General features: G+C 42.2%; 10 protein-coding genes. 6 read left to right on the top strand and 4 right to left on the bottom strand.

Features of this window, described 5'->3' with window-relative positions; genetic code table 11:
- Positions 1-21: 21 nt before the first annotated feature.
- The 4 genes from ABOA58_RS27520 to ABOA58_RS27505 form a co-directional block, all read right to left on the bottom strand.
- Positions 22-1,485 (bottom strand): alpha-amylase, encoded by a 1,464-nt coding sequence (locus ABOA58_RS27520; protein WP_350300801.1) that lies wholly within the window; start codon positions 1,483-1,485, stop codon positions 22-24.
- 558 nt (positions 1,486-2,043) lie between these two features.
- Positions 2,044-3,765 carry a CotH kinase family protein gene (locus ABOA58_RS27515; protein WP_350300800.1) on the bottom strand — a complete coding sequence of 574 codons (1,722 nt, stop codon included), beginning with the start codon at positions 3,763-3,765 and terminating at the stop codon, positions 2,044-2,046.
- Positions 3,766-3,834: 69 nt separating this feature from the next.
- On the bottom strand, positions 3,835-4,530 hold the full coding sequence (locus ABOA58_RS27510; protein WP_350300799.1) for a DUF4956 domain-containing protein: 696 nt from the start codon (positions 4,528-4,530) through the stop codon (positions 3,835-3,837).
- Between the two features lie 35 nt (positions 4,531-4,565).
- On the bottom strand, positions 4,566-5,249 hold the full coding sequence (locus tag ABOA58_RS27505; protein WP_350300798.1) for a polyphosphate polymerase domain-containing protein: 684 nt from the start codon (positions 5,247-5,249) through the stop codon (positions 4,566-4,568).
- 257 nt (positions 5,250-5,506) lie between these two features.
- Between ABOA58_RS27505 and ABOA58_RS27500 the strand changes: the two genes are divergently transcribed.
- Genes ABOA58_RS27500 through ABOA58_RS27475 form a run of 6 tightly spaced genes read left to right on the top strand, consistent with a single transcriptional unit; the run spans position 5,507 to position 13,890 of the window.
- Positions 5,507-6,859, top strand: coding sequence for an aspartate aminotransferase family protein (locus tag ABOA58_RS27500; RefSeq protein ID WP_350300797.1), 1,353 nt, complete (start codon positions 5,507-5,509; stop codon positions 6,857-6,859).
- 7 nt (positions 6,860-6,866) lie between these two features.
- Positions 6,867-8,375: a pyridoxal phosphate-dependent decarboxylase family protein gene (locus tag ABOA58_RS27495; protein WP_350300796.1), complete on the top strand. Its 1,509-nt coding sequence runs from the start codon at positions 6,867-6,869 to the stop codon at positions 8,373-8,375.
- A gap of 2 nt (positions 8,376-8,377) precedes the next feature.
- Positions 8,378-10,180: an IucA/IucC family protein gene (locus ABOA58_RS27490; protein WP_350300795.1), complete on the top strand. Its 1,803-nt coding sequence runs from the start codon at positions 8,378-8,380 to the stop codon at positions 10,178-10,180.
- Positions 10,170-10,754 carry a GNAT family N-acetyltransferase gene (locus ABOA58_RS27485; protein WP_350300794.1) on the top strand — a complete coding sequence of 195 codons (585 nt, stop codon included), beginning with the start codon at positions 10,170-10,172 and terminating at the stop codon, positions 10,752-10,754. Before ABOA58_RS27490 ends, ABOA58_RS27485 begins: the two co-directional genes overlap by 11 nt.
- Complete coding sequence (locus tag ABOA58_RS27480) at positions 10,729-12,057, top strand: lysine N(6)-hydroxylase/L-ornithine N(5)-oxygenase family protein (protein WP_350300793.1); 1,329 nt, start codon at positions 10,729-10,731, stop codon at positions 12,055-12,057. Before ABOA58_RS27485 ends, ABOA58_RS27480 begins: the two co-directional genes overlap by 26 nt.
- 21 nt (positions 12,058-12,078) lie before the next feature.
- Complete coding sequence (locus ABOA58_RS27475; RefSeq protein WP_350300792.1) at positions 12,079-13,890, top strand: IucA/IucC family protein; 1,812 nt, start codon at positions 12,079-12,081, stop codon at positions 13,888-13,890.
- Positions 13,891-13,922 lie beyond the last annotated feature (32 nt).

Here is a 13,922-nt window from a genome sequence, read left to right as displayed (position 1 = left end):
GCCGTTCCTTGCTATCTCTTTTTAGAGTGGATTATTCAAGGCCCATACGGATACGCTTTTCCCATGAACGGGGAATGTTGCGAACCCATCTTCTTCAATGGTAATGTGGTCATCTCTATGACAAGTTAAATCACTCCAGATTTCACCAGCCCGATGTTCACCGACGAACATCCTTTTTTCACTGTTGTGATCTCCATTAGAGATAATGACCGCACACCCCGAGCCTTCTAGCTCTTCAACTCCGTGCCGGACCCAGCCTATCGTATTTGGATCATCAAAGTAGTCGGTCTGTTCTCCGTAAGCTTTTTCATACCTAGCATATAATAGTCGATCCAGGATATCCTTTTTCCCAGGCACCGGAGAAGGTCCGCCGATTCCATAATAGTCCCCGTAAAAGACACACGGATAGCCGCAAAGTCTAAGCAAGGTAAGTGCATATGCCGATGGCTTGAACCAGTCCTTTACCCAAGACTCCAGTGATTCATGAGGCTGGGAGTCATGGTTATCGACAAAAGTGACAGCCTCTGCAGGATTGGTTTGGACGAGGGTATCATCAAAGATGGTTGAGAGGTCGAAGTCTGTTCCTGCGTTTGAGGCCTCATGAAATTTATAATGCAGGGAAACATCGAACAAGTTGAGGTCATGATTGGTTTGGTCTAAGTAAGTTTGACAGGCTTTAACATCCGCCTTCCAAAATTCGCCGACCATGAAAAAATGTTCCTTTGTATAAGGAATGAGTTCTTGGAGAAATTCATTGATGAATTCATAATCGATATGTTTAACGGCGTCCAAACGAAAACCATCACATTTTAACGTATCAACCATCCATTTTCCCCAGCTAATCATTTCCTGACGAACTTCCGGCAGGCTGTAATCGATGTTGGCAAACATTAAATAATCGTAGTTTCCGAATTCATCGATGACATGCTTATTCCAGTGCTTATTTTCGCCTGTGATGCGATATACGCCCATTTTGTCGTTTTCGGCATCATAGTCTGTACCATTGAAATGAGTATGGTTCCACTTAAAGTCAGAGTATTTATTTTTACGTCCCGGAAAATCGAATTTTGTCCAGCCTTCCATTTCGAATGGTTCTGAGATATCTTCCATACGGTTGTCTGGATTGACTTCAATCACCTCGAATTTTTCGGTTCCGTCAGCTCCTGCCTTATGGTTCATGACTAAATCGATATAAACGCAAAGTCCGTAGTTATGACAGGTGGCTATTGCCTGCAGCAATTCATCTTTCGTCCCGTATTTGGTACGAACGGTTCCTTTTTGGTCAAATTCCCCCAAATCGTAACCGTCATATATTCCATATCCATTATCCCCAACGGATTGCCCTTTGGTGACTGGCGGAAGCCAAACGCAGTCAATTCCTATATCCTTCAACTTGGAGGCTGCATATTTCAATCTTTCCCAATGAGAACCATTTGCCTCAAGATGCCACTCAAAAAATTGCATCATCGTATGATTTCTTTTCATCCGTTCCCCCCCTGACACCGACCTGTTTTAACAAAAGTGAAACTAATGCGATCGGATAAAGTAATAATGGAAATCTTTACCCACTAAAATCAAATGATAAACAAGTGAACAATCCTCAGGATAGAGGTTCATCTACCTCTCTATTTTACTATTTTATACCAAATAAGGGTATTTTATATTGATTAGCAGCTAAAAATAATTCAAATGTGTAGGAATAGCCCGGAAAAGGCATAGGCTACATCAATAAAAAAGGCATCCCGAATAAATTGGGATACCTCAGACTGTAGATAAACTCGATGAAAATAAAGTTTGCCCACAGTTTTTTTATGGCTTTTACAATTTGACCGTTGATTTCCCCTCCAGGTACTCGCTTTCCGCGGGCGGTCCGGGAGCCTCCTCGGCTTAAGCCTGCGGGGTCTCCCCTAGACGCGCTTTTCCCGCAGGAGTCTCGCACCTTACACTCCAATCAACTTTGTTATAAAATTTAGATAGAACCTCTTTTGCAAGATATCCCGAATATTTTGAAATACCTTTTTCGTATTGGAGGGGGATAGTCTATCATCCTTTTTTACCTCTTCGTTTAAAGAAGTGGGCGAAAGCAATTGCACCTAATAATAAGATTAGAAGCACGGAAGATAGAATGATCGTATCTTTTGAGGAGCTGCTGTTACCTGCCCCCTTTTGGGCCATGTTCCCTGTTATACCAGGAGGTGCACCATTCCCGCCCCGGTCCATGTCAGGAGGCTGCATCGCCGCCCCATTCTCGCCGCCCATGTTTGGTGGTTGCTGACCTGCATTTGCGTCATCGGCGATATTAGGAGCTCCGCCGCCCATACTGCTTTCTGTCTCGGCTTCCACGACCAGGTCTCCTGAAAGCTGTGCCAAGATTGATTCAGCACGTATGACAGCGAAGTCAACCAGGGTTTCCTCGCCTGACGTTGCTTCTGTATACTCGTCCATTGTATAAAACTTGGTCGGGTCCTTTTTCACATATGGTGTGATCAAAGTAGAAATTTCAGTCGTCATTGCTGTCATATTTTCTTCAGAGAAAAAATCTGTGGCAATGTCATTTAGATAATCATAATATTTTTCACGGTACTCGTCGTTGGAAAGCAGGGAATTCAATAAAGGGCGCTCTTCAAGGGTCGTACCTGAAACAGGCTCGGTAATGCTGAAGTTGATATTACTTTCATTCATGAAATTTGAACTCATATCCATCATTCCGCCACCGTTCATATTCGGTGCCCCTCCAAGGAGTTCCTTGTCATCCTGCTTAGTGCCATCGGCGTTACCCTCAGCAGCCGTTCCATCTTTTTGGTCAGCGGTTTCTTGATCAGAGTTGCCCGCCAGTCGCCCGCCGCCTCCGGAATAACCGCCAAATGACATATTATAGTCCCAAGGCAATATCGAAAAGACCCCGTTCTCTTCATACAGGTAGTAATTGTGCTTTTTATCTCCTTGATAGTGATCGAGGTTGACAAGGGCAGTATTGGCTGCGAAATAGCGCAGCATCTCATCGACATCCAGGACTTCCTCCAGATTCCCACCATTATTGATGCTATCAAGCATTTTGATCATGGCTGATTGGTCCGAATTATCGTTTGTTTTCAAGTTTATTCCTGTGTAGTCATCAATGTCTTCGCTGATCCACTTTAAATCGCTTCCCGTACCATCCGGATAATATAGATCGCCTGTGCCATCAGTGAAGTTGGTGTTTAGAAAGGTTTCTTCTATAGCTTCCACCCCTAGATAAAGGCCCCATTCCTTTCCGTTGATGGTCACGTACATATAGGAATGTCCAGGAGTCGCTATGCCCATCTTGTCCATTAATTCATAGGAAAGGTATTCTCTCATATAGGTTGGATCACTGTAATTATTGTTTAGGGCCAACTTCTTCAGGCCGTGTAAATCTTGATCTTCCTGATAATAATCAAAGTCTATCTTCCAGCTGTAACGATCGGAATCTCCCATTTGAACAACGGAATTCAAGGAAAGGTTTCCCTTGGTGCGAAATCCCACATTTTTAACCGTCTCCCCATCTATCGTTACATCGGCATTTACGATCTCCTTTTCAGTGGGGTTTTCCAGGATGGAATCCAAATCCTCATCAGCCAATATTATATCAACGGTTGTCACCTTACTTTGATCAAATACAGATTCTGTATAAGTATTTCCTTTAGTGGCTTTTTCAACTTGAAGATTGGGAAGGAAAAATAGCACTGCTATAAAAATCATTATCAATAATCCAATGGTCGCTACTACATATCTTGTTTTTAACATGCCTTGGCTCCTTCCTCCTGTAGTCTTATATAGAGGGGTGGGCATGGATATTTATGTCCGCCATCTATCTTAAGCTGTGAAGTTGCCATCATAACTTAACATGATGGCAGAGTGAACGCTGTTCATGTCCTTGACTTGATTAATGAATTGGGCATTATTATCTTTTAATCGAATTTCATATGTCACTTCGAGGTTATTATCCGCCATGACGGATTTCGATTTGACGGAATGCTTTTTCACCTTGTTGGATATCATTTCTTCCAACGTTTTTTCAATTGACGCATCTGAATATTTAACGATTAATAAAAATGGATTTTCAACAGTGATCCGATTGGCAAATATGAGCATGACGATACCTATTAAGATTGCACCGATGATAACCAGCGGAATTAGTCCTGCCCCGCATAAAATCCCGGAGGCCGCCGCCCAGAATAGGAAGACCAAGTCCATGGGATCTTTGATGGGCGTTCTGAATCGTACGATGGAGAGGGCACCGACCATACCAAGGGAGATAACGATATTCGTTGATATGCCCATGATGATCAAAGCCGTGGCCATTGTCATGATGATGAGGGATATATTGAAATTGTGTGAGTACATCACACCGGAAAAGGTCTTCTTATAAATGACGTAAATGAACAATCCGATGGCAAATGCCAACAGTAATCCTATTAGGGAGTCAATGATTGAAAAGCTCTCGGTCTTGTCCAAAAAGCTTGATTTGAAAATATCATTAAAAGTGGTGCTAGTTGTCGTCGTATCCATTTGCTATTCCTCCAAATATTATGTGTTTGCTGCAATCAGCCGTATCTTCTGCTTAGTTGGTATTTTGAAAAAGCTGTTTTTCTAGTATCGATGATGGATAACAATTGTTTGATGATATCCGGAAGAAATTCGTCAAACTTTATTTCCAGGATGACACAATTTGGGTCTAAAGCATCAACCACGATTAATTCGGGATTCAGGAAGTCCGTATCCCGATAGCTCGATTTCACATTACTGTCAAAGGTGACCCGCACATTTCCGTACTCATAGATGAATACCTCTCTTTCATAGTCAACTACGGTCGTCGGCTTGAGTTGGAAAAGGGTCATTTGAACGTATAAGTCCCTAAGGATATCCCTTGAATCCCTGGACATCCAACCTATATCCCCTGAACGAATCCGTTCGTATTCTCTAGCAGAAAGCCTGCACTTCTGTTTATAGGTAAGGTTATTCCGCTTACTCTTTTTTTCTAGATTGATGAAATCGGTATTATGATCATAAAGTCTAGCCCTGAACTTATCCCTGTGATAGAATCCCTCTGTTTTTTGCCGCAGGATTTTATTGTCAAAGTTATCGAAATAGACACTTCGAATTAAATATTTCCCATCCAGTCCATGCGGATCAAGGCTCATGAAGTTTTGCAGATTATTTCTTAATAAATGACAATCCGCTTTGGTGATTGCATGTTTGAGCTCCCGCCTTCCCTTTAAACCATTCATTGTTGGTTCCTCCTTTTCCTTGATTTTTGAATGCATTCAGCTTATTAACTGAATCTTAATAAAACCTTAACAACATTTTTAAATTCAATAGATAAATAGAGATTAGTCCCCAGTTTTAACCTTTTCTTAATTTTATTGGAATTTACTAGAAGAAAAATGAGTGGATTTACTCATTGAGAATAATTATCATTATCATTAGAATAGGGTACACGATAATGATAATTATTCTCAATTAATTCAATACATGGAGGTTTACTATGATAACTTATACGCTTACAAAAAATGACCAACTACTGGAACAACAAAATACAAGGGAATCAAATGCCCGATCTTATCCTAGAAGATTACCCATGGCAATCGATCAAGCGGAGGGAATTTACCTAACAGACATGGATGGAAAACGATATATTGATTTTCTTGCCGGGGCTGGAACATTAGCGCTCGGACACAATCATCCTGCAGTGCTTGAAGCAATGGAAAAAGTTCTTAAGGATAAACGTCCTTTACATACATTGGACTTTACGACGCCAATCAAAGAACAATTCGTCGATGAAATTTTTGAATGCCTGCCTGAGGAATTTAGGAAAAATGCAAAAATTCAATTCTGTGGTCCTACTGGCGGAGATGCCATTGAGGCAGCACTCAAACTGGTTAAAACAGCGACAGGCAACAGAAGCATTTTATCTTTCCAGGGAGCTTACCACGGGGCAACGCATGCAACCATGTCAATCAGCGGCAATACAAAACCAAAGGAAAAAATACAAGGGTTGATGCCGGATGTACAATTCCTGCCGTATCCCTATCAATATCGCTGTCCCTTCGGAATAGGCGGAGAAGAAAGCCATAAAATCAGCAGCCAGTATATCGAAAATCTATTGAATGATCCCGAATCAGGATTATTGGCACCTGCAGGGATGATTTTAGAGGCAGTACAAGGCGAGGGTGGTTCCATTCCAGCTCCAATTCCATGGCTTAAGGAAATCAGAAGAATAACAAAAGAGAAGGGCATTCCGCTAATTATCGACGAAGTTCAATCAGGTATCGGCCGTACAGGGAAGATGTTTGCCTTTGAACATGCAGGAATCGTTCCGGACGTTCTAGTACTATCCAAAGCAATAGGCGGAAGTCTTCCATTATCGGTGGTGATTTATAACAAAGAGCTGGACCTATGGTCTCCAGGTGCACATATCGGTACATTCCGCGGAAATCAAATGGCGATGGCAGCGGGAACAGCAACTTTAAAATACATGAAAGAGACGAATCTTGTAGAGCATGCCGCTAAAATGGGAGAAATCTTAAAGGATATTCTTAAAGATTTGCAAAAAGATATTCCGCAGATCGGGGATGTCAGGGGCCGGGGATTAATGGTCGGTGTGGAAATGATCAATCATGAAGAACCGCAAAATGCGAATGGAAGCCACCCTGCTGATTCGCAACTTGCCAGTGCCATTCAACAGGAATGTTTTCAAAGAGGGTTGATTCTGGAAGTTGGCGGCAGACATGGAAGTGTAGTGAGGTTCTTGCCTCCATTGATCGTAACGGAATCCCAGCTTCGCGAGGCCACTGCAATTTTTGAACAAGCTGTTCGTGCAGCTGTTGCAAGAGGGTGAATGATCAATGATCGAAACGATAAATAAAACGGATTTTGCTTATTCACGATTGTTCTTGAATAACGAGGAAGGCTTTAATACCTATAGCCAGTCATTAAACATCATTGAAAAAAAGCTGACCAACTTTTTAAAAGGGAATAATTCACCATACTCTGGGAAAAAACCGTATGAAATCGAAGCAAGATTAAGCGAGCTGACCCTCGCTTCTCCAAAAGGAAAGACAATGGAAGCGGTAGCGGATGAGCTGGAAGAGTTTGTTATTAATGACAGCATCAATGTACACAGCCCTGCTTGTATCGGACATTTGCATTGCCCGACATTAATCCCTGCGGTGGCTGCCGAAATGATTATCGGTACGTTGAATCAATCCATGGATTCATGGGACCAAAGCTCGGCTGCAACCTTCGTTGAAGAGCGTTTAATAGATTGGCTGTGCAGCCAGGTAGGGTTGCCGGAACAAGCGGATGGGATTTTCACAAGCGGTGGAACCCAATCTAATTATATGGGCCTGCTATTGGCTAGGGACGCTTATTGTAAGCGTGTCTGGGGTGTTGACGTTCAACAGCATGGCTTGCCGGTCGAGGCGAAAAAATTGCGGATCTTATGCTCCGAGGCTGCCCACTTTACGGTTCGTAAATCAGCGGCACAGCTGGGGCTTGGTGAACAGGCTGTAATCACGATTAAAACGGATTCAAATCATCGTCTGTCCGTAGCTGAATTAAATCAACAACTGCTGCAATTAGAGGAACAGGGTTTACTTCCCTTTGCCATCGTTGCAACTTGTGGAACCACGGATTTTGGTTCAATCGATCCATTACACGAATTGTCCGAAGCTGCAAGGAAGAATGGGATATGGCTGCATGTGGATGCCGCATATGGAGGCGCGATGATTTTAAGTAAGGATTACAAAGAGTTGATCAGCGGAATTGAACGGGCCGACTCGATTACGGTCGATTTTCACAAATTATTCTATCAACCCATCAGCTGTGGTGCTTTTCTTGTCTCTGACAGCAACTCATTTCAATATATCCAGCATCACGCAGATTATTTGAATCCACAGGAAGATGAAGCGGAGGGCATGGTTCACTTAGTCAATAAATCGGTTCAAACGACGAGAAGGTTCGACGCACTGAAACTCTGGATGTCATTGAAGGTCGTTGGACTGGATGCCTTTGCCGAAATGATCGATTATACTTGTCACCTTGCACGTGAAGCGGCTGTGAAGATCGATAAAGAGGAAGGATTCACAGTATTGAATAAAGACCCTGAATTGAATGCGGTTGTATTCCGTTATAATCCCGAAGGAGAAAGTGATCAGTTAGTAAATCTATTAAATAAACATATTCAGCAAGAATTACTGATAAGCGGACGTGCATTTTTAGCAAAAACTCGTTTTGAAGGCCAGGTATATTTAAAAATGACACTATTGAATCCAATGACAAGGCTTGAACACATAGAGGAAATTTTAGACGAAATTCGAGTATTAGGTGAAATGTTCAAGATGATGGAGGAATGAAAATGAATGGTAAGCAAATAGCTGAAAGGGCGACGATGCAAAGCTTTCTGAATTGTTATTTCCGGGAAACCGGAAATTGCAGTTTAGAAGAAACGAAAAACTGGCCGAATTTGGAGGGTGCCATTTCCGATTCATTAATGGTCAGTAAGCTCATATCCCAAGATATTGCATTGCTTGTTCCGCTTAAATATTGGTCGGAAACGGGGCGTCATATTTTCAACTTCCCGATTTACTATCAAACGGCATCCAAACAAGTACATGAATTAGATTACGTGACAATGGTCTCGATTGTTTCTAAAGAATTATTGAATGAGCAGGGCCGGACGGATAGTGAAGATGAATTGATGCTGCGCGTCATCCTAAGCAGCCAAAATATTCATCGGTATGTTGAATCCAGGACGGAAGACATTGAGGCACTTCAAAGTCCTGATTTCACCTACATCGAAGCAGAGCAGTCGCTTTTATTCGGGCACCTGTTCCACCCGACACCGAAAAGCAAGCAGGGAATTTCAGAAAAAGATGAATGGATCTATTCACCCGAATTAAAAGGGGAGTTTCAGCTGCACTACTTCCTGGCAGAACCTTCGATTGTCATCCAGGATTCTAGTGAAGTCACATCGGCAAGTGAGATCATTAAACAGGAATTAGCCGGTGACTTGGAGATTTCCAGTGAATTCCGAAGAACGTATTGCCAAAAGGAAAGCCGATATATCATCATCCCGGCACACCCTCTCCAGGCAAAAGTGCTTATCGAAAAAGAAGAGGTCAAGAGGCTACTCGAGCAAGGGACACTAGTTTATGCAGGACCGCTTGGGAAAAAATTCACGGCCACCTCTTCATTTAGAACGGTATATAGTGCCACATCGAGATATATGTACAAATTTTCCGTTCCGGTTAAAATTACGAATTCCTTACGTGCAAATCTGCAAAAAGAATTGGATCGTGGTGTGGAAATTGCAAAATTAATAGATTCTAAAGTGGGCGACGATCTAAAAGAACGGCACCCCTCATTCCGTATCATCAAGGACCCTGCTTACCTAACGATCAAAACAACCGAGCAAGAATCAGGATTCGATGTTGATATTCGGGAAAATCCTTTTTATGAAAACTCTAAACAAGCAAGCCTGATTGCCGGCTTATGTCAGGATAATGCCTATGGTGCCCCATCAAGACTTGGAGCGATCATCCGCAAATTATCAGCTGATGAAAACCGCAGTACCGAAGAAGTGAGTAAGGATTGGTTCAAAACCTATCTGTCAATGACATTGAAACCGATGCTTTGGCTATTTGAAGAGTATGGAATTGTTTTGGAGGCCCATCAACAAAATTCCATCATTCAACTTCAAGATGGGTATCCAGCCACTTTTTATTATCGTGATAATCAAGGGTATTACTATTGTGAGTCCAAAGTGGACAGGCTGCTGAAGATCTTGCCTGAACTAAGTGAAAAAAGCTTCACGATTTGTTCAGATGAAGTCGCTGAAGAAAGACTGCAATACTATTTCTTTTTTAATCACTTATTAGGCTTAATCAATAATTTTGGAACGGAAGGATTAGTATTAGAAAACAAACTGTTACAGCTCGTTCAGGAACAACTGGAAACATGCAGCAGGGATAGCGAAGATGAAGGGTTGAATCGAGTTGTTTCAAAATTGCTTCATGCCCGGGAATTATCTTGTAAGGCTAATTTACTGACACGATTTCATGATATGGATGAGCTTGTCGGTTCACTTGAGACACAATCCGTTTATACAACGATTGATAATCCGTTCGCGCAGGGGGTTATGGCCGTCCATGAAAAATAGTTATGAAGAAATGCTTAAGGACTGTAATCATCAGCTTTCATTTGTCAAAGTTGAATTTGAGAGGGATTTGGATACATTGCATAAATGGATGCATGAAGATCATGTGATACCCTACTGGAATTTGAATTTCACAAAAGAAAAATTCGCTGTTCATTTAAAAAAGGCATTGGCTGATACACACCAAACACTCTATTTAGGCTGTCTGGAATCCATTCCCATGAGCTATTGGGAATCGTATTGGGTAAAAGGCGATATCATCGAAGATTATTATGAATCCGAAGAGGGAGATCAAGGCATTCATTTACTCATTGGTGATCCGGACTATCTAGGAAAAGGACTGGCTTTGCCGTTTTTACGTGCAATGGTGAAATTCCAACTACTGACTTCAACAACAAACAAAGTGATGGCAGAACCGGATATCAGGAATGCAAAGATGATTCATTTATTTGAAAAGTGCGGGTTTACCCCAATTAAAGAGATTGAGCTCCCAGACAAAACAGCATTGCTAATGTCATGTACACGGGAGAATTTCGAGAGGAAGTGGAACTATGGAGAAGCAACAATCTATCTATGACCTGGTAGGGATAGGGATAGGTCCATTTAATCTTGGACTTGCGGCCCTTTTGGAGAAAACCCCGGAGTTGAATGCCGTCTTTTTTGAGAAAAAGCGGGAATTTAATTGGCATGAAGGGATGCTGTTGGAAGGGACAACTCTGCAAGTGCCGTTCTTTGCCGATTTGGTTAGCATGGCAGATGTGACAAGCCCATATAGTTACCTGAATTATTTACAGCAGCATGATCGGCTTTATCATTTCTACTTCCTTGAAAAATTCTTGATTCCGCGAAAAGAATATAACGATTATTGCCGCTGGGCTGCCCGTCAACTTGATAGCTGCCGTTTTGGAAAAGCGGTGGAGGCGGTTGAATTTATAGGGGATCAAGATGAACCCTGCTATCAAATCAGTGTTAGGGATGCACAATCACAAAAGATCGAAGTCTATTATAGCCGTCATGTAGTCATGGGAATTGGCAGCGCCCCGACTGTTCCATCGGCCTTTCATCCATATATGGGAGAGAGCATCCTGCATTCGGCCGATTATTTACGGAATAAAGAAAATATCTTAAAGAAAAAATCCGTAACGGTTGTCGGATCTGGACAAAGTGCAGCCGAGGTCTTTCTGGATCTGCTTAATGAGCAGGAGGAAAATGGCTACCAGCTAAACTGGTATACAAGATCAAAGGGATTTTTCCCTATGGAATATTCAAAACTCGGGTTGGAATACTTCACGCCGGATTACCTTGATTTCTTTTATCGGCTGCCGCAGGAAAAGAAGGATGAAATCCTGCCGAAACAGGATTTATTGTATAAAGGCATCAGCGCCACTACAATCGCAGCAATTTTTGACAAGATGTATGAAAAATCGATTGGAAATGCCGAACTGTCCATTGAACTTCGGGCAATGACGGAAGTTACGGCGGTTAACCCTGCTGATAAGGGCTGGGAATTGAAATGCCGACAGTGGGTAGAAGATAGCGAATTTGATGTGGATACAGAGGCGATCGTTTTTGGGACGGGCTATAAATCAACCCTTCCGGCATTCCTTGAAACCATGGAGGACCATTTAGTCCGCGATGACTTGGGTCGTCTTGCAATAACGAAAGACTATCGGGTAGGAACGGCCATCTCTACACCGAATCACCTTTTTATTCAAAATGGCGAGATACATACACATGGTGTGGGTGCTCCGGATCTAGGCTTAGGAGCATTCCGAAATTCGATTATCATCAATCAATTGGCAGGTAAAGAAGTTTATCCATCGAAGCCAAAGGGTGCATTTCAGTCATTCCGTGTAAAAACACCCGTCATGGCTTACTAAGAGAAGGAAGGGGAGAATTATATGCAGTTCATAAATGAAGTGGAACAGGCAGTTTCAGAAAAAAATTGGTCGATAGTAAACCAAAACCTGCTGGCAAAGATGATTTCTGAGTATATGTATGAAGATATGATCCATCCAGCTGTCCTGAACGAAAACGCAGCAGGAAATCTATATGAGTTAAAGATAAATGAGGGGAAATCTTATCGATTTTTGGCGTCGCCCCGTCTTTTTGACAGCTATGAGGTACAGGCCGAGTCGATCCAGGAATGTGAAACGGAAGGTTTTACACAGGCCAAGGATGCCATTCAATTCATTTTGGACATCCAGCCGTTAATTGGGATGACTGCAGAAACAACAGGACATTTAATCAAAGAATTCCATCATACGCTGCTTGCGGATCTCCAATTGCTATCCAAACCTGAACAAGATGCGGATGATTTAGTTGAACTGGATTATGCATTACTTGAAGGAGAAATGAGCGGTCACCCTTGGATTGCTTATAACAAGGGAAGAATCGGTTTCGGTTATGATGATTATTTGCAGTTCGCCCCAGAAAACCAGAAGGAAGTTCAGTTATCCTGGATTGCCGTCCATAAAACGAGGGGTGAGTTCAATTCAGTCGAAACGTTATCCTATAAGCAACTGATGGAGAATGAACTGGATGGGGAAACCCAAAAATCATTTGCAAAGATATTGACAGAAAAAGGGCTGAACGCAGAAAACTATTACTACCTCCCAGTTCATGAATGGCAGTGGAAGAATGTAATCATCCAGAACTTTACCGATGACCTGGCTAAAGGGCTGATCGTAGCTTTGGGAAATGGTCCTGATAAGTATCTGCCGCAACAATCCATCCGGACATTTGTTAATGTATCGAATAAGGATAAACACCACGTCAAGCTGCCGATGAGCATTTTAAATACGCTAGTCTACCGTGGATTGCCAGCTGAACGCACGGTCATTGCCCCAAAAATCACAACGTATATAAAGAACATTTATGAAAATGATTCATTCTTGAAAGAACAATGCAAAGTAGTGCTTCCTGGTGAAGTGGCCAGTTTAAATGTTGATCACCCGTATTATTCCAAGCTAGAGAATGTACCGTATCAATATTTAGAGATGCTGGGGGGGATTTGGAGAGAAAGTATTTACAGTTATATGGAAGAAGGCGAAAAGCCCATTACGCTTGCGTCCCTTTTACATGTAGACAGCAAAGGTAAACCATATGTGGAAAGCCTTATTGAAAAATCGGGATTGACTGCAGAAGCCTGGACAGCTCAATTATTCGACGTCATCCTATCCCCATTACTGCATTTTATCTATCAATATGGATTGGTCTTCTCGCCGCATGGTCAAAATACCATTTTAGTTTTGAAGGATTACAAGCCTCACCGTTTGGCCATCAAGGATTTTGTAGATGATGTAAACGTAAGTGATCAGCCGCTTCCTGAATTAAGCAGCCTTCCTGATGATTTAAGGAAAGTACTAAGAAGTGAGACTCCAGAGGGGCTGGTTCAATTCATTTTCACGGGACTATTCATCTGTCATTTCCGATACTTGTCAACACTTCTCATGAAGAGGTCCCTTTTGGATGAGAATGCTTTCTGGGAAGGCGTCGCCCGAACAATCCTGGCACATCAGAAAAAATTCCCTATGTTACAGGATCGTTTCGATACATTCAATTTCTTTGCGCCAAAATTAACAAAACTCTGCCTGAATAGAAATCGGATGCTTCAATATGGATATAGCGATGGTGAAGACCGTCCGCATGCATCTGAGTTTGGGCATGTGAATAATGCCCTTTATGAAAAGTTACCTGCAAAATCGCTTTAAAGTTAAACTGGCTCAGGTTTTTGAGCCAATTT

It is taken from the genome of Peribacillus frigoritolerans, assembly GCF_040250305.1.
GTDB lineage: Bacteria > Bacillota > Bacilli > Bacillales > DSM-1321 > Peribacillus.
This window is presented reverse-complemented; position numbering and strand designations above follow the sequence as displayed.

What these genes read in the sequence shown, in the direction of transcription:
- ABOA58_RS27480 (WP_350300793.1), top strand. Translation starts at nt 10,729, where the DNA reads ATGGAGAAGCAACAATCTATCTATGACCTGGTAGGGATAGGGATAGGT.
- ABOA58_RS27520 (WP_350300801.1), bottom strand. Translation starts at nt 1,485, where the DNA reads ATGAAAAGAAATCATACGATGATGCAATTTTTTGAGTGGCATCTTGAG.
- ABOA58_RS27515 (WP_350300800.1), bottom strand. Translation starts at nt 3,765, where the DNA reads ATGTTAAAAACAAGATATGTAGTAGCGACCATTGGATTATTGATAATG.
- ABOA58_RS27475 (WP_350300792.1), top strand. Translation starts at nt 12,079, where the DNA reads ATGCAGTTCATAAATGAAGTGGAACAGGCAGTTTCAGAAAAAAATTGG.
- ABOA58_RS27490 (WP_350300795.1), top strand. Translation starts at nt 8,378, where the DNA reads ATGAATGGTAAGCAAATAGCTGAAAGGGCGACGATGCAAAGCTTTCTG.
- ABOA58_RS27495 (WP_350300796.1), top strand. Translation starts at nt 6,867, where the DNA reads ATGATCGAAACGATAAATAAAACGGATTTTGCTTATTCACGATTGTTC.
- ABOA58_RS27485 (WP_350300794.1), top strand. Translation starts at nt 10,170, where the DNA reads ATGAAAAATAGTTATGAAGAAATGCTTAAGGACTGTAATCATCAGCTT.
- ABOA58_RS27510 (WP_350300799.1), bottom strand. Translation starts at nt 4,530, where the DNA reads ATGGATACGACGACAACTAGCACCACTTTTAATGATATTTTCAAATCA.
- ABOA58_RS27500 (WP_350300797.1), top strand. Translation starts at nt 5,507, where the DNA reads ATGATAACTTATACGCTTACAAAAAATGACCAACTACTGGAACAACAA.
- ABOA58_RS27505 (WP_350300798.1), bottom strand. Translation starts at nt 5,249, where the DNA reads ATGAATGGTTTAAAGGGAAGGCGGGAGCTCAAACATGCAATCACCAAA.